The sequence below is a fragment of the Tahibacter sp. genome (assembly GCF_032229445.1).
Taxonomy (GTDB): domain Bacteria; phylum Pseudomonadota; class Gammaproteobacteria; order Xanthomonadales; family Rhodanobacteraceae; genus Tahibacter.
Genome location: NZ_JAVTWC010000098.1, coordinates 21,089 through 39,107 on the forward strand (window position 1 = coordinate 21,089; position 18,019 = coordinate 39,107).

Genomic DNA, 18,019 nt, shown 5'->3' on the forward strand with positions numbered 1-18,019 from the left:
GCGTGGAGAGGAGTCAGAAACGCGTGGAGGCCGTTCCGCTTCGCTTCTACTCGTCTCTCACTCCTTTCAACTTTTTTGTGCTTGCCGGCCCGGCGCCTCGGCTACCATGTCGCGCCTATGCGTGCCTATCTCGATCTCGTCCAGGACATCCTCGATCACGGCGTGCGCAAGGCCGATCGCACCGGTACCGGCACGCTCAGCGTGTTCGGGCGGCAGCTGCGTTTCGACCTGGCGCAGGGTTTCCCGCTGGTCACGACCAAGAAGCTGTACCTGCGTGCGATCGTGCATGAACTGCTGTGGTTCCTGCGCGGCGACACCAACATCGCCTATCTGCGCGACAACAAGGTCACGATCTGGGACGAATGGGCCAATGCCGAGGGCGACCTCGGCCCGGTGTACGGCAAGCAATGGCGCGCGTGGGAAGGCGCGGACGGACGCACGATCGACCAGATCCGCTGGGTGGTCGACGAGATCCGGCGCAATCCGGATTCGCGCCGTCTCGTCGTCAGCGCGTGGAACGTGGGCGAACTCGAGCGCATGGCGCTGATGCCCTGCCACGCGCTGTTCCAGTTCCATGTCGCACAAGGGCGCCTGTCCTGCCAGCTCTACCAGCGTTCCGCCGACGTGTTCCTCGGCGTGCCGTTCAATATTGCGAGCTATGCGCTGCTGACCCACCTGATCGCCCAGGTCTGCGATCTCGAGCCGGGCGACTTTGTGCACACGTTCGGCGATGCGCACATTTACCTCAATCATCTCGACCAGGTGAACGAGCAGCTCACGCGTACTCCACTGCCACTGCCGCGGCTGCAGTTGAATTCGCAGGTGCGCTCGCTGTTCGATTTCGGCTTCGACGACATCCGCATTGAGGGCTACGCATCGCATGCGGCGATCAAGGGCGCCGTCGCCGTATGAGCGGGATGCGCGACGTCGCGCTGGTCGCCGCGCTCGACCACAACCGCGCCATCGGCCGCGCCGGCGGCATGCCCTGGCACCTTCCGGACGATCTCGCGCGTTTCAAGCGCCTGACGCTCGGCAAGCCCGTGCTCATGGGGCGCAAGACCGCACTGTCGATAGGCCGCGCCCTGCCCGGACGCCGCAATCTCGTGCTGAGCCGCCGCGGCGATGCGCCATACGCCACGCAGGAAACTGTGCGCTCGCTGGACGAGGCCATCGAGGCCGCTGGGGAAGAACTCCTGGTCGTCGGCGGCGGCGAGATCTACGCGTTGGCCCTGCCGCGGGCGACTCGGCTCTACCTCACCGAGATCGATGCCTCGGCGCCGGACGCGGACACCTGGTTTCCCGCCTTCGATCGCGCCCGTTGGCGCGAGGTCGCGCGCACGACGCATGCGGCCGACTCGCGGCATGCGCATGCCTTCGATTTCGTCGACTACATCAGCGTCGACCAGGCCATCGCTGATCAGGTCATCGCCGATCAGATCCGCTGACGCTGAGTCAATCCATCTCCCGCCCCGGCGGCGGCGCCCGGTCGGACTTGATGCTGACGAAGTAGGGATCTTCCGCATCTAGCCGCAGCGCAGTCAGCGAACCGCCCCAGACGCAGCCAGTGTCGATGGCGTAGACGCCCAGACCCGAGAAACGGCCGAGTGTGGACCAGTGGCCGCAGACGATGCGGGTGTCGCGCTTGAGCCCGCCAGGCACTTCGTACCAGGGATACAGCCCGGCCTGCTGCGTGCCCGGCGCGCCTTTCTCGCCGAAGGCGATGCGGCCGCGCACGTCGCAGTAGCGCATACGCGTGAGCACGTTGATGCTCGCGCGCATGCGTTCGACGCCTTTGAGGCGGCCGGACCAGACCGCGGGCTTGTTGCCGAACATGGAGCGCAGCAGGCGGCCGTGCTGCGGTCCGCGCAGTTCGCGTTCGACCTCGCGCGCGGCGCGTTGCGCCTGGCCCAGATTCCAGCGCGGCGCGAACGCCGCGTGCACCATGGTGAACTTCAGCGCGTCGTCGTGATGCAGCAGGCACTGCTGGCGTAACCAGGTCAGCAGCTCCTCGCGGTCCGGCGCGAACAGGATCGCGCCGAGTTCCGGATTGACCTTGGCCTGCTCGGCCTCGGCGCGCTGTGCGATCGCGAGCAGGCTCAGGTCATGGTTGCCGAGGGTGACGACGGTCTGCGCGCCGAGAGTGCGCAGCAAGCGCAGGACCTGCAGCGACTGGCCGCCGCGATTGACCAGATCTCCACAAAACCACAAGGCGTCAGAGGCCGGGTCGTAGTTGATTTTTTCGAGCAGGCGTTGGAGTTCGTCGAGGCAGCCCTGCAGATCGCCGATGGCCCAGGTCGCCATCAATGCAGGGTCCGCGGGACGGACAGGGTGAACTGGGGGATCGGCGCGTCGAACACCGTGCCGTCCTCGGCGACGAGGCGATAGCTGCCGCGCATGATGCCGACACTGGTCTCCAGCACGGCGCCGGAGGTGTACTGGAACTCCTCGCCGGGATCCAGCTGCGGCTGCTCACCGACGACGCCGTCGCCGCGCACTTCCTCGACCTTGCCGTTGCCGTCGGTGATGATCCAGTGGCGCGAGAGCAGCTGTGCGCCGATCTCGCCGGTGTTCTGGATGGTGATGGTATAGGCGAAGACGTAGCGGTTGTCGGCGGGACGGGACTGCTCGTCGACGAACCGTGTGGCGACTGAAATCGCAATATCGTAAGGGTTGGGGTCGCTCATCCCCCGATTTTCGGCCAGCGGGCTCGTTGGGCGCAACCGCGCACCCATTCGCATGTGCCGGCCGTGTCAACGCCGGCCTCGGCGCGCCGGGGCTCGCACGAGACCAGATCGGCGATTCACGTCCACGCGTTCCATCGCGAGCCCCGCAGGTGAACGCGCCGTGTCGACCGCGACACCGGGTTCCGGCGCGGACTGCAGCCCGCTTCGCTGGCGCAAGACCGGATGACCCGGCGGCCAATGTGCTAACGGCCGCGTGCAGAAGTTCGCGGGGGGATGGGCGTCTGACCGGAAAGCGGCCCCACTCGGACCTCCTTCGCGCTTCGTGGGCGTCTACGCAGGCGCACGGTGTCTGCGTAGAATCGCCCTCCATGCGAGAACGCCCCAAGATCCACGCCACCCGTCCCGCCGATGCCAGCGGTTTCCTGCACGTCGAGGAAGTCGATCTCGAATTCTCCAACGGCCAGCGCCGCACTTACGAACGCCTCAAGGGCTCCGGTCTCGGCGCGGTCATTATCGTGCCGATGCGCGACGACGACACCGTGCTGCTGGTGCGCGAATACGGCGTCGGCGTCGACCGCTACGAACTCGGCCTGCCCAAGGGCCGGCTCGACCGCGACGAAACCGTCGAGCAGGGCGCCAACCGCGAACTCAAGGAAGAAATCGGCTTCGGCGCACGCCAGCTGCGCATTCTGACCACGCTGTCCCTGTCGCCGGCCTACATGACCAGCATGACCCATGTGGTATTGGCCCAGGAGCTCTATCCCGAACGGCTGGAGGGCGACGAACCCGAGGAACTGGAAGTGATCCCCTGGAAACTGTCCGAACTGCATACGTTGCTGGGCCATGAGGAAGTCAGCGAGGGGCGCTCCATCGCGGCGCTGTTCATAGCGCGCGAATACCTCGCTGGCCGCTTCAGGCCCGGCGCATGAGCCCGGTCGAGCTGCAACGCCTGTGTCTGGATGCCTGCGCGCTCGCGCGCGAAGCCGGCCAGGCCATCCTCGATGTCTACGGCAGCGAGTTCGCGGTCGAGCACAAGGAAGACCGCTCGCCGCTGACTGTGGCCGATATTGCCTCGCACCGCGTGATCGTTGCCGGCCTCGAACGGCTGGCGCCGCAGCTACCGGTGCTGTCGGAAGAATCGGCCGAGATTCCCTACCTCGAACGGGCGCGCTGGACGCGCTACTGGCTCGTCGATCCACTCGACGGTACGCGCGAGTTCGTCAAGCGCAACGGGGAGTTCACCGTGAATATCGCCCTGATCGACCAGCAGCGGCCGGTACTCGGCGTGGTGCAGGCGCCCGTGACCGGCGAACTGTGGTTCGGCTGGGCCGGTGGTGGCGCGTTCGGCCAGTCCGACATCCGCAGCGAGCCCCGTCGCCTGCGCACGCGGCCGCGCGCGAACCCGCTGCTCGTGCCAGGCAGCCGCTCGCACGGCAGCGAGCGGGAAGCTCAGCTGCTGTCGCGCGTGGGCCCGTACGAAAAACTGCCGCTGGGTTCCTCGCTGAAGTTCTGCCGCATTGCCGAAGGCGCGGCCGATCTGTATCTGCGCCTGGGCCCGACGTCCGAGTGGGATACCGCGGCCGCGCAATGCGTGCTCGAGCAGGCCGGCGGCGGCGTGATCGACCTGGCCGGCCTGCCATTGCGCTGCAACGCACGCGAATCGCTGCTCAACGGCGATTTCATCGCGTTCGGCGATCCCGCCACGGACTGGGCGCGGCTATTCGCCTGAGGCGTCGGACGAATTCCCATGGCAACGATGGACGAACTGCTTGCGATCATGTCGACGCTGCGCAATCCCGACGGCGGCTGCCCGTGGGACCTGCAGCAGAACTTCGCCACGATCGCGCCGTATACGATTGAAGAATCCTACGAAGTCGCCGATGCGATCGATCGCGCCGACATGCCGGCACTCTGCGACGAACTCGGCGACCTGCTGTTCCAGGTCGTATTCCACGCGCAGATGGCGCGCGAAGCCGGCCACTTCGGCTTCGACGACGTGGTCGCCGCGATCTGCGACAAGATGCGCCGGCGCCATCCGCATGTGTTCGGTGCGGGCGCTGTCACCAACGCCGATGCCGTCGCCGACCCGGGAGCGCGGAGCGTCGATGCCCAGCTAGTCGCCTGGGAAGCGCTCAAGCGTACCGAACGTGCCGAGCGTGGTGAGGACGACCGCAGTGCGCTCGCCGGCATTTCGCGCGGCCTGCCCGAGTGGCAGCGCGCGCTCAAGCTGCAGAAACGCGCGGCGACGGTCGGTTTCGACTGGCCCGACGTGGCGCCGGTGTTCGACAAGCTGCACGAGGAGATCGACGAAGTCCGCAGCGAATTCGCCGCCGGCAGCGATCCGGCGCGTCTCACCGATGAAATCGGCGATCTGCTGTTCGTCTGCGTCAACGTCGCGCGCCATGCGAAGGTCGATGTCTCGGCCGCGTTGCGCCACGCCAACGCCAAGTTCGAACGCCGCTTCCGGCGCATGGAGCAGCTGGCCGGCGAGCCCGGGCTGGCAGCGCTGGATCTGGCCGGCCAGGATGCGTTGTGGGATGCGGCCAAGGCCGAGGAGCGTTCCGCGGGGCCCTGAGCGGGCGATGCGCGTAGCCCGTCGCGAGCAGCAAAGCAGTCGTCGAGGCGCTGGAGAATGAAGCGGGTGCCGAGCCGCCAGAAGCCGCCGAGGCTGGAAATAGAAGCGGGCGCCGAGGGCGCCCGCCGGGGTCGGGAAACTGATGGGGGCAGTTTCCCTTGGGGTGGAAGGCGGGAGGAGACTCCGCTTCCGGGTACTACGATGCGCTGGAAGCCGCCGCGGTTGCAGTGCCGGACGATGCGGTTGTGCGCAATTCGCAGCGCGACGTGATGCGCTGCGTTCCGGCTTACTGGGGCGGCAGGCGTTGCAGGCTTTCGTCCAGGCTCTGGCGCAGCGTTGCGATGGCCTGGTCCGCATCGCCCGGCTTTAGTTCATTGCGGGCGATACGATTGAAGGCGAACTGGCGCACGGCCGGGTTCTGGGTCCTGGCCAGCACGTCACGGTACAGCGCCGGAATTTCCTGGGCGCGACCGTCGATCAGATAGAGCCGTTCGAGTTCGCGCAGGTTGCGCATCGTCTGGAACACGGGATTGTTCTTTAGCGCGACCAGGCGTTCGCCGCGGCCCTTGCGATGCCCGCCGCGGCCGGGCGCGGCGTCGGTGGCCGTCTGCGCGGTGCTGGTAGCGGGCGTGCCGGTCGGAGTGGCAGCCATCGTGGACGGCACATGCACGGCCAGGGCAGCGATGGCGAGGGCGGCGGAACTGGCGAGAGTGAGCATCAGGCGTGACATGAATTTCTCCGGGTTGGTGTGCCGATACACAACGCCGTGGTTCCCGGTCGGTTGACGCTTGGACGCCGACGCAGGGACGCAGTATCGTTTCGTTGGCGATGTGTTCAGTGTGCGCCGGGCTCGCGATGGCGCAGCGGCTACGCATCACTGGGTATCGCAGTCCTGGTCAGATAACTCTCAGAGGTTGAGGCATGTCCCAATCCTTCGGCAGCTTTCGCGAGTTCTATCCGCACTACCTCGGCGAGCACAGCAATATCGTCTGCCGGCGCCTGCACTACCTCGGCAGCACGCTCGCACTGACCTGCCTCGTGTTCGCATTCGTGCGCGGCAGCGCGTGGTGGGTGCTCGGCGCGCTGTTCTGCGGCTACGGCTTCGCCTGGATCGGTCATTTTTTCTTCGAGCACAACCGTCCCGCCACTTTCACCCATCCGTTCTACAGCTTCGCCGCCGACTGGGTCATGCTGCGGGACATGCTGACGGGGCGGATACGCTTCTGAAGCGTTTTGCCGCGACTTGCCCCGCGAAGCCGAACGCGCGCGCGGCGGCTGCGCTGTGCGAGCTTGCTTGAAGTAGAAGTCGCCCCTGGAACTCGTGCAAAGGAAGATGCTGTAAGCCCTCCCCTTCAAGGGGGTGAAAGGCAGCCGCACAGAACCGCAAGGTTCTGGCTGCCTTGAACGACCAACGGGCCGGAGGGTTGGGTGGGGATGGTGTTGCAGTCGTGGCCGCGTTGCGCCCGATTGTTCACGGCCGCCATCTATCATCTTGTCCCTGACATTGCTCGCGCCCGTCGGTCCGACGCACCCTCCGATTTACCAGCCCTGACTTCCCATGCACCCCATCCTGACCAGCATCACTCTGCTGATCCTCAGCAACATCTTCATGACCTTCGCCTGGTACGCGCACCTCAAGGAACTCAGCGCCAAACCCTGGATCGTCGCCGCGTTCGCCAGCTGGGGCATCGCCCTGTTCGAATACCTGCTGCAAGTCCCCGCCAATCGCATCGGCTACACCGTGCTCAGCGTCGGCCAGCTCAAGATCCTGCAGGAAGTCATAACGCTGTCGGTCTTCGTGCCGTTCGCGGTGTTCTATCTGAAAGAGCCGCTGAAGACCGACTATCTCTGGGCCGGCCTGTGTCTGCTCGGCGCAGCGTACTTCGTGTTTCGGGACAAGTTCTAGCAGGAAACTATTATTTGGTTTTTATAAAAACCAATATTGCCGAATCCTGCGCGATGGATGGCGCCCGAGGAGGCCGAACTGTCCGGCCGTGTCCGAGCCGTCAAAATGCCATTCCGCGTTGCTCATGACACGACCGTCCCGGAAAAGTCCGCGGGTGATTTCATTGGTCGAGCACCACTCACTCCTGCTCGATGAACCGCGACTCATACAACACCGCCGCAACCTTCTCCTCCTGCCCGGCCATGAACTCCAGGCCGAGGTCGTCGTAGCCGACGCGGACGACGCGGATGCGCAGGCCGATCACGGTTTCCTGGTCGAAGATCAGGAACAGCTGGCATTCGGTCGCGATCGGCAGGTTCCAGTTGCGCGGCAGGGCGACTCTGGCGCCGCCCTGGGACAGGTCCTTGACCTCGCTGAGGTAGGCCTGGTCGTCGAGCACGAGCATCGCGGCGGAGAACACCGACAAGCGTGGATGACGGCGTTTTTCGGCGTAGCTCATGCAGCCTCCTTGGCCTCGAGTGCGGTGGATCGGTGCCGGCGGCATGGGCGCCGCTCAGGCCGTATCGACGATAGAAGCCCGCCCGGCGCTTGGCAAGCCAAGGCCCTACAATCGGGTTCCTTTTGAGCGAGATATCCCATGCGCACATCATTCCGCATCGTGGCGGCCGCAATCCTTGCGCTGGTTGGCGGTGCCGCCATGGCCGGCGGCTACGTGCTGACGATCGGCGGCAAGTCCACCGAACTCGACCTGGACAAGGACGCGACGGTGGTCGTCGACGGCAAGCCGGTCAGCGTGCGCCTGCAGCGCAAGGCACAGCAGGTCTTCATCGACGGTGGCCTGAGCTTCGAGCATCCGGCCACGGTGCAGCCCTCGACCACCGACATCAACGACCAGATACGCCAGATCATGCTCGTTTCGGCGAACGGCAACGGCGTGATCCTGCAGCGCTACGAAGGACTCGACCCGACCTCGCTGATCGACCTCATGGTCAAGGAGACGACCGACGAGGAAGTCGCGGCCGGCTACCAGCGCAAGATCGTGCCGGTCACGCGGCTGCTCGCCGACGGTCGCGAACTGGTGGGCAAGCAGGTGCGGACCGAGTCTGGCGACGAGTCCTGGGATCGCACCGTCGTCGCGAGGGGAGACCGCAAGGGCGGCTATCTTGTCATCACGATGATGGAAGAGGATCGCGCCGCGCTCGATGTCGCGCTGATCGAGCGTTTCTGGAAAACACTCAAGTTGGATTGATGCAACAGTGGATTATGCCGCTCCGGTCGCGACCGGCCGCCGCCGCCGCAGCGGCTGGCGCTCGCCGTACGTAAGGCTGCGCCAGATCCATTCGGCTGGCCCGAAGCGGAACCGTGCGAGCCACCAGCGGCTCAGCCAGGTCTGCAGCGCGAAGATCGCGACCGCGGCGACCAGCGTGCCGGTCAAACCATAGCGCGGGCCGATGCGCAGGCCCGCGCCGTAGAACAGCGCCACGCCGAGCAGGCTCTGGCCGAGGTAGTGGGTCAGGGCCATGCGGCCGACCGGCGCGAACGCATTCAGCGCGCGCCGCGCGCGCGTCTCGAACAGCACGACGACCAGCGCCATGTAGGCCAGCGCCATCGCGATGGAACTCGCGCCGCGCAGCACGCTCGATACGCTGCGTGCCGCGCTGCTTTTCCACCAGCCGTCGGCGAACAGCAGGCCGTGGTCGCGCAGCAGCACGAACGCGGTCAACGCCGCACCGAGCGGCACGCACACGGCCAGCAGGCGGCGCCAGAACGCGCGATGCTGCTGCGGCTGCTGGATCACGCCGGCGAAACCCAGCGCAGCGCCGAGCAGCAGCCGTCCGAGCACAAAGAACGCGAGGCTCCAGTTGGCCAGGCGCATGCGCAGGTCGTAGTCGAGATTGGCGGCGAGCGCAGTGCCGGCATTGCCGTCGGAGAACGCGGCGTAGGCCGTGGCGGCCGCGTCCGCGGCCGGTGTCAGCGTGGGCAGCGCCGGCAGTATCAATGGCCGCAGCAGCGGCAGCGCGAACAGCGCGACAGCGAGTCCGGTGAGCGCGAGCAGGCGCGGGCTCATGCGTCCCAGCGGCAGCAGCAACAGGCCGAGCAGCGCGTAGTAGCGCAGGATGTCGCCCCACCACAGCAGCCAGGCGTGGGCGACGCCGATGATGAGCAGCAACAGTAGCCGGCGCAGGTAGCGGCGTGCGACGGCGCTGTCGCCGGCCGCGCGCTGCATCTGCAGCGCGAAGCCCACGCCGAACAGCATCGAGAACAGCGTCGCGGACTTGACGTCGATCAGCGCGGCCATCACGACCTCGAGCACGCGATCCCAGGCTGCCGTCGGCAGCGCCAGCCGTTCGGCTGCTGGCATCAGCGTATACAGCGAAAGGTCGCGCAGGTTGACGAGCAGCACGCCGAACAGGGCGATGCCGCGCAGCGCGTCGAGCACGTCGTGGCGCTGCGCGTCGGCGACGGGCGTGGGAGGGGTTTGGCTCATGCGACAGTATTCCTCGGTGCGGGACGGCATTCGCGAATCGCACGAGCACGCGCTAGGGTAACTCTGCCGAGGGCGGCGCTCTGTGTGACATTCGTCATGCGGTCCGATCGCGTTGGAGCGCAACGACAGTCTCGCTGCTCTGATGCAGGTCGACGGCGCGATCTGCGCCGCACTCGTCGACGCGAACAGCGGCATGAGCCTCGGCAAGATCGGCACTGGCATCGACCTCGATCTGGCTGCCGCCGGCAACACCGAAGTCGTGCGCGCGAAGATGAGGACCAAGAAGAGTCTTGGCCTCAGCGACACCATCGAGGACATCCTCATTACGCTCGGCAAGCAGTACCACATCATCCGCCCGGTCGCGAACAAGCCCGGGCTGTTCATCTATCTCGTGCTCGACAAGGCCAAGTCCAATCTCGCGCTCGCGCGGCGCAACTGCCAGCATGCGGAGCAGTCGCTGGCAATGTGAGGCTTTGCCTTACGCCGCCGCAGTCGAAAACGATGCCGCTCATGGGCCATGCATCAGAAAGGGCTATCGGCCACCGTCCGGCGATGTTGCCCTGGCCACTGAAAAGAAAGGCCGGAGAAATCTCCGGCCTCTCGGGAAACCATGCCCCACTACGTCACGCTATGCGCGTTTGATGAGCCCGATCAGCAGTAGCAGGATGATCGCGCCGAGCGCCGCATAGATGATGCTGCCGACGATACCGCTGAGGCCCAGTCCCAGTCCCGGCAGGAGCCAGCCGGCAAGGAACGCGCCGACGATGCCGACCACGATGTTGCCAGCCAGGCCGAAACCATGGCCTTTGACGATCTGCCCCGCCAGCCAGCCTGCAACGGCACCTACGATCAACCAGATGAGCAACGCTTCGACTGTCATGTCCGCCTCCTCGGATGCCGCAGTGTGCGACGGGCCGATTCTGCAGCAATGCGAAGCCACCGCAATGCACGTTTGCATTCGTATCGGTATGGCACGGGTATCGTTGAATATTTTTCATCGTGTCGACGCCCCGATGGCGTCGTTGCGGAGCAATTGCCGCAATCCCGGCTCACGGCCAGATCGGTTCGTCGAGCAGTCCCTGCCCGACGATGCGCGTCTCGCCGCGCTCGCGCGCGAGTTCGGTCGCGACGATGCCGGCGGCGTCCTCGATCGCGCCGACGAGTTTCGGCGCATGGCTGATGACCCAGAGCTGGGTGTGCTGCGACGCCCGCGCGATCTGGCGTGCAAGCGGACGCAGCAGGTCCGGATGCAGGCTTTGCTCGGGTTCGTTGAGCACGAGCAGTTCCGGCGGACGCGGGCTGAGCAGAGCGGCGAGCAGACAGAGGTACCGCAGCGTGCCGTCGGACAGTTCCGCGGCGCGCAGTTCGCGCAGCAGGCCGTCGACCTGCAGGCCGGCCTCCAGCCGCGCGTCGTCGCCGAGAATGGCGATGCGCGAGCCCGGAAACGCGTCGTCGACGGCCTCATGCAACGCATCGGCGTCGCCGATCTCGATGATGGTCTGCAGCGCCGCGGCGAGGTCGCGGCCGTCGTGTGCGAGTGCGCCGGTCTGCACGCTCACGCGCGGTTGGCGCAGCGGGCTGTCTGCGTCGGTGCGGAAGCCGTCGTAGAAACGCCAGTTGCGCAGGCGTTCGCGTAGCGCGAAGACTTCGGGAAAGCGCTGCGGTTCGGACAGTTCCGACAGCACCGAGCGGCTCGCAGCCACGCGAAAGGCCAGCCGCTGCCATTCGCCCTCGGCGTCGCGCAGGTTCGTCATCGCACCTTCGCGTTCGAGCCAGGTGTTCGCCTTGCGCTGCGGCGGTGCCTGCCAGACGTACTCCGCCTTCACTTCCGGATCGAGGCGAAAGCGCGACGGCTGCGTCACCGGATTGCCGCCGGCCGGCAGACCCAGTTCGATGCGGTAGGCGATATCGTCGGCGGCGAAGCCGACGCCGATGCGCAGCGGCCCTTTGCTGCGTGTGCCGTGAGCGGCCAGGCCTCGCTTGTGCTGGCTGCGCGTATCCGCCGGCCCGGCCCATTGCAGCGACGGTATGCCACCTTCGCCGGCGATGGCTTCGGCGAGTTGTCCCTGCGCGGCCTGCTGCAGCAGGCGCAGTGCACGGTAGAGATTGGACTTGCCGCTGCCGTTCGCGCCGGTGACCAGGGTCAGCGGCGCGAGCGCGAGTTTGAGATCGCGCAGCGAACGGTAGTTGGTGGCGGCGAAGGTCTGCAGCATGCGGCGATTGTGCCGCAATCGCCGGAGATGGCGATCGACGCCGGTTCGCCTCGGCCCGCAGTTGGCGTCCCCGATAGGCCGCGGGCGGGAAGGTCCAGGCCGGATCCCCGGAGCCGCAGACGTTGGCGATGCGCTGATCGCCAGCGACACGCTTTTCATATAGCCAGATGCAGGCGCCCGCTGCGATCCGCAGCGGGCGTCGTTTACAGGTGTGCAGCGAGTCCGGTTCGCGCGCTGCGCTCCGGGCAGCGGCTTACTTCGCCGCCATCAGCGCCAGCGTCATGTCGAGCATGCGGTTGGAGAAGCCCCACTCGTTGTCGTACCAGGAGCAGACCTTGACCAGCGTGCCGCCCATGACCTTGGTCAGCGTCGCGTCGTACACCGACGAGCGCGCATCGTGGTTGAAGTCGACCGATACCAGCGGTGCCTTGTTGAAGCCGAGGATGCCCTTGAGTGCGCCTTCGGAGGCTTCTTTCACGATCTGATCGATCTCGGCGTTCGTGGTCGCGCGCTTGGCGACGAAGGTGAGATCGACGACCGAGACGTTGATCGTCGGCACGCGCATCGCAAAGCCGTCGAGCTTGCCGTTGAGTTCCGGCAGGACCAGGCCGACGGCTGCGGCCGCGCCGGTCTTGGTCGGGATCTGCGACTGCGTCGCCGAACGCGCGCGGCGCAGGTCGGAGTGATAGACGTCGGTCAGCACCTGATCGTTGGTATAGGCGTGGATCGTCGTCATCAGGCCGTGCTCGATCCCGATCTTCTCGTGCAGCACCTTGGCCAGCGGTGCGAGGCAGTTGGTCGTGCACGAGGCGTTGGAGATGACCTCGTGCGAGGCCTTGAGCTGGTCGTCGTTGACGCCGAAGACGAAGGTGCCGTCGACGTCGCTGCCGCCTGGCGCGGAAATGATGACTTTCCGGGCGCCGCCGGCGATATGCGCCGCGGCCTTGGCCTTGGTGGTGAACAGGCCTGTGCATTCCAGGACGACATCGACGCCGTGCTCGCCCCAGGGCAGCTTGGCCGGATCGCGCTCGGCGAATACCTTGATGCGGTCGCCCTTGACGACCAGATCGCCGCCGTCGACGGCCACCTCGAACGGGAATTTGCCATGGGCCGTGTCGTAGCGGGTCAGGTGCGCATTGGTTTCCGCATCGCCCAGGTCGTTGATTGCGACGATCCGGATCTCGTGGTTGCGGCCGGCTTCATACAGCGCACGCAGAACATTTCGGCCGATACGGCCGTAGCCGTTGATGGCAACTTTCACCGCCATGATGGGGGCTCCTCGAAAGGGGGGGGACGGAAAGACACGGGATTGTAGCAACGGGCGCGCATGGGCGCCCGGAATGCGGGGCTGGGGACGGGAAACCAGGAATGCAGAATCGTAGAGAGCGGGCTCCTGCCCCGACGCGCCGACAAACCGCTACGGTAAACCCGTGCTAACCGAATCCGCCCTGACGGCATCCATGCTGCCATGACAGTCGACGACGAACGGGTCAGCAAGGCCCGCCAGGGAGATCGCGAGGCGTTCCGGCGCCTCGTGGAAGGCGAGACGCGTCCGCTGTACGCGGTCGCGGCGCGCATCACGCGCGATCCGGGGCTGGCCGAGGATGCGGTCCAGGAGGCCCTGCTCAATGCCTGGCGCCATCTCGGGGATTTCGACGGTCGCGCGAATTTCAGGACCTGGCTGCATCGCATCACGGTCAATGCCGCGCTGGAGCAATTGCGCAAGCGCAGCGGCCGCGAGCAGTTCCTGGCCGATGCAGGCAACGCCGACGGCGCCGAGGATTTCCTCGCCGCCCATGCCGACGAGCTGCCCGGACCGGAGCAGCTCGCCGGTGGCGGCGAGATCGGACGCCAGGTCCAGCAGCAGCTGGAGCGCATGACTCACCTGGAGCGCAGCGCCTTCGTGCTGCGCCATCACGAAGGCCAGTCGCTGGAGGAAATCTGCGGCGTGCTGGCCATCAACGTTTCGGCCTGCAAACAGGCCATCTTCCGTGCCGTGCGCAAGCTGCGCGGCGCGCTGGAACCGCTGAGGTAAGGCGATGAATTCGATCCGCGACGACGATCTTGTGCTCTACCACTACCGCGATGGACTGACGGCCGGCGAACTCGCCGCGATCGGACAGGCCTTGCGCGAATCCGCGCCGCTGCGCGCGCGCTACGCGGTGTTGTGCGCGACGCTCCAAGCGGTCGACGCGCAACCCGCTGCGACCGCGGATGCGGGCCTGGAACAGCGCCTGTGGCAGCGCTGGGAAGAGCAGACCGGCAGCGACGGTGTGCCGGATCGGCGTCACGCCGACACCCTGCGCGGCGCCGGTCGCGTGCGGCACCGCGCCGGCGCGCGTCCGCTGCTGCGCCATGCGGCGACGGCGCTCGCCGTCGTCGCCGCGCTCGGCGTGGGTTTTCTGATCGGCCGCCAGCCGGCGGGCCCGCAGGCGCCGACGCCGAAGCCGGACGTGGCGGCCGTCGGGAAAAGCGAGCTGTCCTCGCGCGTGCTCGATGCCTATGTCGCGGCGCACCTGCGCGAGACCGAAGGCGTGGTGCTGACCGCGGTCAACAGCGACAGCGCGGCGCTGCTCGCCGGCAATCGCGAACTTGCGGCCGGCCTGATCGACTCCAACCGTCTGTATGCCCAGGCCGCCGCGCGCGCCGGCAATGCGCGGCTCGCGAATTTCCTGCAGCAGCTCGAGCCGTTGCTGATCGAGCTTGCTAACCCCGCGGGCACGGCGTCCGTCCAAAGCTCTGACGGCTTGCGCGACTACGTCGACAAGACCGATCTGCTGTTCCAGCTGCGCGCGACGCAGGCCCGGATCGAGCCGCAGCGCCCGACCACGATCTGACGGAGTCCACATGAATACGAAACTGCTTTCCCACGTCCTCGGCCTGCTGCTGGCGACAGCCGCGCCCCTGGTCCTAGCGGTGCCGGCAGACGCTGTCGTCAAGACCGCCGACAAGGAAATCAACGAGCTCTACACCCAGGGCCAGGATGCGATGGCCAAGTCGTCCTGGCGCGTCGCGCTCGACCGCTTCAAGCTGCTCGAGCAGCGCATGGTCGAACGCGGCGAAGCCAACGTCGATACGGCGATCTTCTGGCAGGCCTACGTGCTGATGCAGGCCAAGCGGCCGGCGGAAGCCCGGCGCGAGGTCGGCCGGCTGCACGAGAAATTTCCGCAGAGCCGCTGGATCGATGAAGCGGATGCGCTGCTGCGGCAGAACGAGGTGCCGGTCGAGGCCGCCGCCGGCACCGACTCGGAGCTGGCCGAAATCGCGGTCGAGGGTCTGATGCACGCACCGCCGGAGCGGGCGCTGCCGCTGCTCAAGAAAGTACTGGCCGGCAAGCAGCCCGAGAAGGTCAAGCGACGCGCGCTGTTCGTGCTGAGCCAGATCGAATCCGACGAGGCGCTGTCGACACTGGCTGGCGTGGCGCGAAGCGGTGATCCGGCCCTGCGTGGCGAAGCGATCCGCATGCTCGGACTGAGCGGCGATGCCAAGGCGCTGACCGAGCTGAGCAACCTGTACAAGTCCGCTGCCGCGGCGGACAAGCGCGACGTGCTGCAGGCCTGGCTCGTCGCCGACCGCAAGGATCTCGTCTTCGCCGCAGCGCGCGACGAGACCGATCCGAGTCTGCGCGACGACGCTATCCAACTGCTCGGCGCGATGGATGCGACGGCGGAACTGCGGCAGTTGCTGCCCAGCGTCAAGGAGCCTGAGCTGCAGGGCAAGATCGTGCAGTCGCTGGGCGTCGCCGGCGATATCGACGGCATCGTGCAGGTGATGGCCGGCAACCTTGCGCCGTCGGCGCGGCTGGAGGCCTACCGCGCGATCGGCATCGGCGGCGGCAAGCGCGCCAGCGATGCGCTGGTCGGCTTCTATCCGCGCGCGGCCAGCCGGGAAGAGCGCGAGGCGATCCTGCAGGGGTTGCTGATTGCCGATGACGCGAAGGCGATGACTTCGCTCTACAAGCTCGCCAGGACCAAGGAAGAGAAGCAGCAGATCCTGCGCATGCTCACGACCATGGACAACGACGCGGCGATCGACGTGATCGAGCAGGAATTGAACTGAGATTCGACGGCAGCGGCGCCGATAGCAACGCCGCCCGCTCCGTCCTCCCTGTGGCGATGTTTTCCGACGCGGCGCTTTGCGCCGGCGGCTTCGCCATGCCAAAAAATCCTTGTGGAGAATACTCATGCGTACACTGATCGCCGCCGTGCTGTTTTCGATTCCGCTGACGTGTGCCGCCGATATCGGCAAGGACATCGCCGCCGGCGACGGCTGGGCCAGCTGGCAGGTCGCCAAGGTCGCCGATGCCGGCGAACCGTGCTGCTACGACATCGGCCGCAGCGGAATCGACCGCAGCGGCTGCGACCTCGACGGCGGCAACTGGAGCGTCAGCATCGCCGACAGGCATGCCAGCGCGAAGCCGGCCGCAACCGACACGCTGACCGTCTATGCCCATGTCGCCGGCGGCAAGGTCGACAAGATCCGCGCCTATGCGGCGACCTGCCCGGTGAACACGCGCCAGGCGCTACGGCCGCTGGCTGGCGTCAGCGCCAAGGACAGCATCGACTGGCTGGAACGTCTCGCGATGGCAACCGGCGCGGCGAAGAATCTCGACGACGAGCCCGTCATGGCGCTGGCATTCCATGCCGACGCCGCGGCCGAGTCCGCCCTGGCACGCATGGCGGCGGCCGGACAGCCGGACAAGCGCCGCGAGGCCGCGCTGTTCTGGCTCGGCCAGGCCCGCGGTGCGGCCGGCATCGCAATCGTTGAAGGTTTTGCGCGTGACGACGCGGACGAGGACATCCGCCGCCACGCGCTGTTCGTGCTGTCACAGGCAGAGGAATTCGATACCTATCCGAAGGTGCTGGCCAGCGCGCAGAACGACCGCTCCGGCGAGGTGCGCAGCCAGGCCTTGTTCTGGCTGGCGCAGATGGAGGATAAGCGCGCCGCCCAGGACATCGTCGCGGCGGTGCGCCGGGAGCAGGATGCTGACGTGCGCGAGCAGGCTGTGTTCGCGCTGTCGCAATTGCCGGACGGGCAGAACGACGCGGCATTGATCGCGATCATGCTCGGCGACTATCCGCGCGAGGTCAAGCAGAAGGCCCTGTTCTGGCTCGGCCAGTCCGGCTCGGACAGCGCGATGGCCTTTCTCGACGAAGTGCTGCGCTGAGCGGCGCGGGAAGTCCCGTGCAATGAGGGGACGAAGCGGTCGGGGCGGTGCGGGCGGGCCTGTCCCGACCGTGCGTCCGCCGTCCCATCGCGGCCGCCGGTCCGAATCCGGCCGGTTCGTGCGCCAGGACGCAGTTGGTCGCCAAACGGACGCGCTATCGTCCGGACGCCTTCGTCACTGCAGCGGTGCTACTCTTTCGCTGCGGTCGGCCCGGGCCAAGGTCGGTGGGGGCTGACCGCGATCGATTTGGTTGCCGTTGCGGCGCAGTTGCCGGTGCCGCGGCGGTTCCTGCAGCCCTGTTTGGAGGCGATATGTCGACCCAGCGCTCGACCTGGACACCGACCTGGCCATCGACCCTGCCCGAGTCCGGCGCCAGTCCGGCGCCCACGAATTCGGCGCAGCGCCCGCCGGCCAACCCGCCGCCGCGTGCCCCAGTGCCACCGCCGGCGCAATCCCGGCCGACACCGCCGCCAACCGCACGTCCCGCGACCCCGCAGCCTTCACTGGGCCGTTCGCCGCCACCGGCTCAGAACCATTACGCCGTACCGCCACACCAGACCAACAGCGCCGTGCTCGCCGACCTCGCGCGCCAGGCGCGCGCCGCGCGCGGCGAGCTGCAGGCAGCGCAGGAACTGTTCGCCCGGCGCGCACTGTCGTTCTACGAAACCCTGCGCATCGTCGACGACAGCCTCGTGCAGCTGGCCACCCATGTGCTCGGCAACAGCGTCATCGCCTCCGCATGGCTCAGCTCGCGCAACCACCATCTGAACCAGCGATCGCCGCTGGAAGTGCTCATGGTCGGCGACCGCGAGGCGGTGGTGAACGAGCTGATGCGGCTCGAGCACGGCGTGTACTAGGGAAGTTGGCTACAAGTCCTGGCACCGAGGGTTCGGTGCCGTGCACCCGATCTCCACAACCCTGGCCGACGCTGCGCGTTGGCCGGTCCGGCCCGTTGGGCGTTCAGAGTGATCAGAACCTGCGGTTCT

Annotated in this window: 22 protein-coding genes; 14 read left to right on the top strand and 8 right to left on the bottom strand. The window is 66.9% G+C overall.

Translation table 11 applies throughout. The features are described 5' to 3' along the window. Positions 1 to 117 precede the first annotated feature (117 nt). Positions 118 to 912 (top strand): thymidylate synthase, encoded by a 795-nt coding sequence (locus tag RUU78_RS16770; RefSeq protein ID WP_313918605.1) that lies wholly within the window; start codon positions 118 to 120, stop codon positions 910 to 912. A 5-nt stretch (positions 913 to 917) separates the two neighbouring features. Beyond that, positions 918 to 1,445 carry a dihydrofolate reductase gene (locus RUU78_RS16775; RefSeq protein WP_313918625.1) on the top strand — a complete coding sequence of 176 codons (528 nt, stop codon included), beginning with the start codon at positions 918 to 920 and terminating at the stop codon, positions 1,443 to 1,445. Between the two features lie 7 nt (positions 1,446 to 1,452). Here the strand turns inward: RUU78_RS16775 and RUU78_RS16780 are convergent, their stop codons facing one another. Together RUU78_RS16780 and apaG are read right to left on the bottom strand one after the other, a co-directional pair. Next, positions 1,453 to 2,301: a symmetrical bis(5'-nucleosyl)-tetraphosphatase gene (locus RUU78_RS16780; protein WP_313918606.1), complete on the bottom strand. Its 849-nt coding sequence runs from the start codon at positions 2,299 to 2,301 to the stop codon at positions 1,453 to 1,455. Continuing rightward, on the bottom strand, positions 2,301 to 2,684 hold the full coding sequence (gene apaG, locus RUU78_RS16785; RefSeq protein ID WP_313918607.1) for a Co2+/Mg2+ efflux protein ApaG: 384 nt from the start codon (positions 2,682 to 2,684) through the stop codon (positions 2,301 to 2,303). Before apaG ends, RUU78_RS16780 begins: the two co-directional genes overlap by 1 nt. 368 nt (positions 2,685 to 3,052) lie before the next feature. Here apaG and nudE point away from each other — a divergent pair, with 368 nt between their 5' ends. The 3 genes from nudE to mazG are packed head-to-tail and all read left to right on the top strand — an operon-like array spanning position 3,053 to position 5,259. Continuing rightward, a complete protein-coding gene (gene nudE / locus RUU78_RS16790; RefSeq protein ID WP_313918608.1) occupies positions 3,053 to 3,613 on the top strand; it encodes an ADP compounds hydrolase NudE in 561 nt (186 codons plus the stop codon). Then, complete coding sequence (gene cysQ / locus RUU78_RS16795; RefSeq protein WP_313918609.1) at positions 3,610 to 4,413, top strand: 3'(2'),5'-bisphosphate nucleotidase CysQ; 804 nt, start codon at positions 3,610 to 3,612, stop codon at positions 4,411 to 4,413. The genes nudE and cysQ overlap by 4 nt, the downstream gene beginning before the upstream one ends. Positions 4,414 to 4,431: 18 nt before the next feature. Continuing rightward, positions 4,432 to 5,259: a nucleoside triphosphate pyrophosphohydrolase gene (mazG, locus tag RUU78_RS16800; protein WP_313918610.1), complete on the top strand. Its 828-nt coding sequence runs from the start codon at positions 4,432 to 4,434 to the stop codon at positions 5,257 to 5,259. A 286-nt stretch (positions 5,260 to 5,545) separates the two neighbouring features. Here mazG and RUU78_RS16805 read toward each other — a convergent pair whose 3' ends face one another. After that, on the bottom strand, positions 5,546 to 5,989 hold the full coding sequence (locus tag RUU78_RS16805; protein WP_313918611.1) for a hypothetical protein: 444 nt from the start codon (positions 5,987 to 5,989) through the stop codon (positions 5,546 to 5,548). Between the two features lie 191 nt (positions 5,990 to 6,180). Here RUU78_RS16805 and RUU78_RS16810 point away from each other — a divergent pair, with 191 nt between their 5' ends. Together RUU78_RS16810 and RUU78_RS16815 are read left to right on the top strand one after the other, a co-directional pair. Then, a complete protein-coding gene (locus RUU78_RS16810) occupies positions 6,181 to 6,486 on the top strand; it encodes a DUF962 domain-containing protein (protein ID WP_313918612.1) in 306 nt (101 codons plus the stop codon). A gap of 331 nt (positions 6,487 to 6,817) precedes the next feature. Continuing rightward, a complete protein-coding gene (locus RUU78_RS16815) occupies positions 6,818 to 7,165 on the top strand; it encodes a DMT family protein (RefSeq protein ID WP_313918613.1) in 348 nt (115 codons plus the stop codon). 178 nt (positions 7,166 to 7,343) lie between these two features. Here the strand turns inward: RUU78_RS16815 and RUU78_RS16820 are convergent, their stop codons facing one another. After that, on the bottom strand, positions 7,344 to 7,664 hold the full coding sequence (locus RUU78_RS16820) for a PilZ domain-containing protein (RefSeq protein WP_313918614.1): 321 nt from the start codon (positions 7,662 to 7,664) through the stop codon (positions 7,344 to 7,346). A gap of 138 nt (positions 7,665 to 7,802) precedes the next feature. On the opposite strand from RUU78_RS16820, the gene RUU78_RS16825 reads away from it, so the two are divergent. Then, positions 7,803 to 8,414, top strand: coding sequence for a hypothetical protein (locus RUU78_RS16825; protein ID WP_313918615.1), 612 nt, complete (start codon positions 7,803 to 7,805; stop codon positions 8,412 to 8,414). A gap of 12 nt (positions 8,415 to 8,426) precedes the next feature. On the opposite strand, the gene RUU78_RS16830 is transcribed toward RUU78_RS16825, so the two are convergent. Next, positions 8,427 to 9,653 carry a DUF418 domain-containing protein gene (locus tag RUU78_RS16830; RefSeq protein WP_313918616.1) on the bottom strand — a complete coding sequence of 409 codons (1,227 nt, stop codon included), beginning with the start codon at positions 9,651 to 9,653 and terminating at the stop codon, positions 8,427 to 8,429. Between the two features lie 142 nt (positions 9,654 to 9,795). Here RUU78_RS16830 and RUU78_RS16835 point away from each other — a divergent pair, with 142 nt between their 5' ends. Continuing rightward, on the top strand, positions 9,796 to 10,122 hold the full coding sequence (locus tag RUU78_RS16835) for a hypothetical protein (protein ID WP_313918626.1): 327 nt from the start codon (positions 9,796 to 9,798) through the stop codon (positions 10,120 to 10,122). A 159-nt stretch (positions 10,123 to 10,281) separates the two neighbouring features. Here RUU78_RS16835 and RUU78_RS16840 read toward each other — a convergent pair whose 3' ends face one another. The 3 genes from RUU78_RS16840 to gap all read right to left on the bottom strand — a co-directional run bounded on the left by RUU78_RS16840 (position 10,282) and on the right by gap (position 13,133). After that, positions 10,282 to 10,533 carry a GlsB/YeaQ/YmgE family stress response membrane protein gene (locus tag RUU78_RS16840; protein WP_313918617.1) on the bottom strand — a complete coding sequence of 84 codons (252 nt, stop codon included), beginning with the start codon at positions 10,531 to 10,533 and terminating at the stop codon, positions 10,282 to 10,284. A 169-nt stretch (positions 10,534 to 10,702) separates the two neighbouring features. After that, complete coding sequence (locus tag RUU78_RS16845; protein ID WP_313918618.1) at positions 10,703 to 11,866, bottom strand: AAA family ATPase; 1,164 nt, start codon at positions 11,864 to 11,866, stop codon at positions 10,703 to 10,705. A 253-nt stretch (positions 11,867 to 12,119) separates the two neighbouring features. Continuing rightward, positions 12,120 to 13,133 carry a type I glyceraldehyde-3-phosphate dehydrogenase gene (gap, locus tag RUU78_RS16850; protein ID WP_313918619.1) on the bottom strand — a complete coding sequence of 338 codons (1,014 nt, stop codon included), beginning with the start codon at positions 13,131 to 13,133 and terminating at the stop codon, positions 12,120 to 12,122. A 201-nt stretch (positions 13,134 to 13,334) separates the two neighbouring features. On the opposite strand from gap, the gene RUU78_RS16855 reads away from it, so the two are divergent. From RUU78_RS16855 to RUU78_RS16875, 5 genes are all read left to right on the top strand, one after another. Then, positions 13,335 to 13,901 carry a sigma-70 family RNA polymerase sigma factor gene (locus tag RUU78_RS16855; protein WP_313918620.1) on the top strand — a complete coding sequence of 189 codons (567 nt, stop codon included), beginning with the start codon at positions 13,335 to 13,337 and terminating at the stop codon, positions 13,899 to 13,901. 4 nt (positions 13,902 to 13,905) lie between these two features. Continuing rightward, positions 13,906 to 14,703 carry a hypothetical protein gene (locus RUU78_RS16860; RefSeq protein WP_313918621.1) on the top strand — a complete coding sequence of 266 codons (798 nt, stop codon included), beginning with the start codon at positions 13,906 to 13,908 and terminating at the stop codon, positions 14,701 to 14,703. Positions 14,704 to 14,713: 10 nt separating this feature from the next. Continuing rightward, positions 14,714 to 15,925: a HEAT repeat domain-containing protein gene (locus RUU78_RS16865; RefSeq protein WP_313918622.1), complete on the top strand. Its 1,212-nt coding sequence runs from the start codon at positions 14,714 to 14,716 to the stop codon at positions 15,923 to 15,925. Between the two features lie 124 nt (positions 15,926 to 16,049). Next, positions 16,050 to 17,033, top strand: a complete 984-nt coding sequence (locus tag RUU78_RS16870; RefSeq protein WP_313918623.1) for a HEAT repeat domain-containing protein — start codon at positions 16,050 to 16,052, stop codon at positions 17,031 to 17,033. Positions 17,034 to 17,344: 311 nt separating this feature from the next. Beyond that, positions 17,345 to 17,890, top strand: coding sequence for an MbcA/ParS/Xre antitoxin family protein (locus RUU78_RS16875; RefSeq protein ID WP_313918624.1), 546 nt, complete (start codon positions 17,345 to 17,347; stop codon positions 17,888 to 17,890). Positions 17,891 to 18,019: the final 129 nt, after the last annotated feature.

Excerpts from the sequence above, each read along its gene's own strand:
- RUU78_RS16780 (WP_313918606.1), bottom strand. The coding sequence starts at position 2,301 with ATGGCGACCTGGGCCATCGGCGATCTGCAGGGCTGCCTCGACGAACTC.
- RUU78_RS16845 (WP_313918618.1), bottom strand. The coding sequence starts at position 11,866 with ATGCTGCAGACCTTCGCCGCCACCAACTACCGTTCGCTGCGCGATCTC.
- RUU78_RS16865 (WP_313918622.1), top strand. The coding sequence starts at position 14,714 with ATGAATACGAAACTGCTTTCCCACGTCCTCGGCCTGCTGCTGGCGACA.
- mazG (WP_313918610.1), top strand. The coding sequence starts at position 4,432 with ATGGCAACGATGGACGAACTGCTTGCGATCATGTCGACGCTGCGCAAT.
- RUU78_RS16830 (WP_313918616.1), bottom strand. The coding sequence starts at position 9,653 with ATGAGCCAAACCCCTCCCACGCCCGTCGCCGACGCGCAGCGCCACGAC.
- RUU78_RS16825 (WP_313918615.1), top strand. The coding sequence starts at position 7,803 with ATGCGCACATCATTCCGCATCGTGGCGGCCGCAATCCTTGCGCTGGTT.
- RUU78_RS16820 (WP_313918614.1), bottom strand. The coding sequence starts at position 7,664 with ATGAGCTACGCCGAAAAACGCCGTCATCCACGCTTGTCGGTGTTCTCC.
- RUU78_RS16770 (WP_313918605.1), top strand. The coding sequence starts at position 118 with ATGCGTGCCTATCTCGATCTCGTCCAGGACATCCTCGATCACGGCGTG.
- gap (WP_313918619.1), bottom strand. The coding sequence starts at position 13,133 with ATGGCGGTGAAAGTTGCCATCAACGGCTACGGCCGTATCGGCCGAAAT.
- RUU78_RS16840 (WP_313918617.1), bottom strand. The coding sequence starts at position 10,533 with ATGACAGTCGAAGCGTTGCTCATCTGGTTGATCGTAGGTGCCGTTGCA.
- RUU78_RS16855 (WP_313918620.1), top strand. The coding sequence starts at position 13,335 with ATGACAGTCGACGACGAACGGGTCAGCAAGGCCCGCCAGGGAGATCGC.
- RUU78_RS16810 (WP_313918612.1), top strand. The coding sequence starts at position 6,181 with ATGTCCCAATCCTTCGGCAGCTTTCGCGAGTTCTATCCGCACTACCTC.
- RUU78_RS16875 (WP_313918624.1), top strand. The coding sequence starts at position 17,345 with ATGTCGACCCAGCGCTCGACCTGGACACCGACCTGGCCATCGACCCTG.
- RUU78_RS16860 (WP_313918621.1), top strand. The coding sequence starts at position 13,906 with ATGAATTCGATCCGCGACGACGATCTTGTGCTCTACCACTACCGCGAT.
- RUU78_RS16870 (WP_313918623.1), top strand. The coding sequence starts at position 16,050 with ATGCGTACACTGATCGCCGCCGTGCTGTTTTCGATTCCGCTGACGTGT.
- cysQ (WP_313918609.1), top strand. The coding sequence starts at position 3,610 with ATGAGCCCGGTCGAGCTGCAACGCCTGTGTCTGGATGCCTGCGCGCTC.
- RUU78_RS16805 (WP_313918611.1), bottom strand. The coding sequence starts at position 5,989 with ATGTCACGCCTGATGCTCACTCTCGCCAGTTCCGCCGCCCTCGCCATC.
- RUU78_RS16775 (WP_313918625.1), top strand. The coding sequence starts at position 918 with ATGCGCGACGTCGCGCTGGTCGCCGCGCTCGACCACAACCGCGCCATC.
- RUU78_RS16815 (WP_313918613.1), top strand. The coding sequence starts at position 6,818 with ATGCACCCCATCCTGACCAGCATCACTCTGCTGATCCTCAGCAACATC.
- RUU78_RS16835 (WP_313918626.1), top strand. The coding sequence starts at position 9,796 with ATGCAGGTCGACGGCGCGATCTGCGCCGCACTCGTCGACGCGAACAGC.
- apaG (WP_313918607.1), bottom strand. The coding sequence starts at position 2,684 with ATGAGCGACCCCAACCCTTACGATATTGCGATTTCAGTCGCCACACGG.
- nudE (WP_313918608.1), top strand. The coding sequence starts at position 3,053 with ATGCGAGAACGCCCCAAGATCCACGCCACCCGTCCCGCCGATGCCAGC.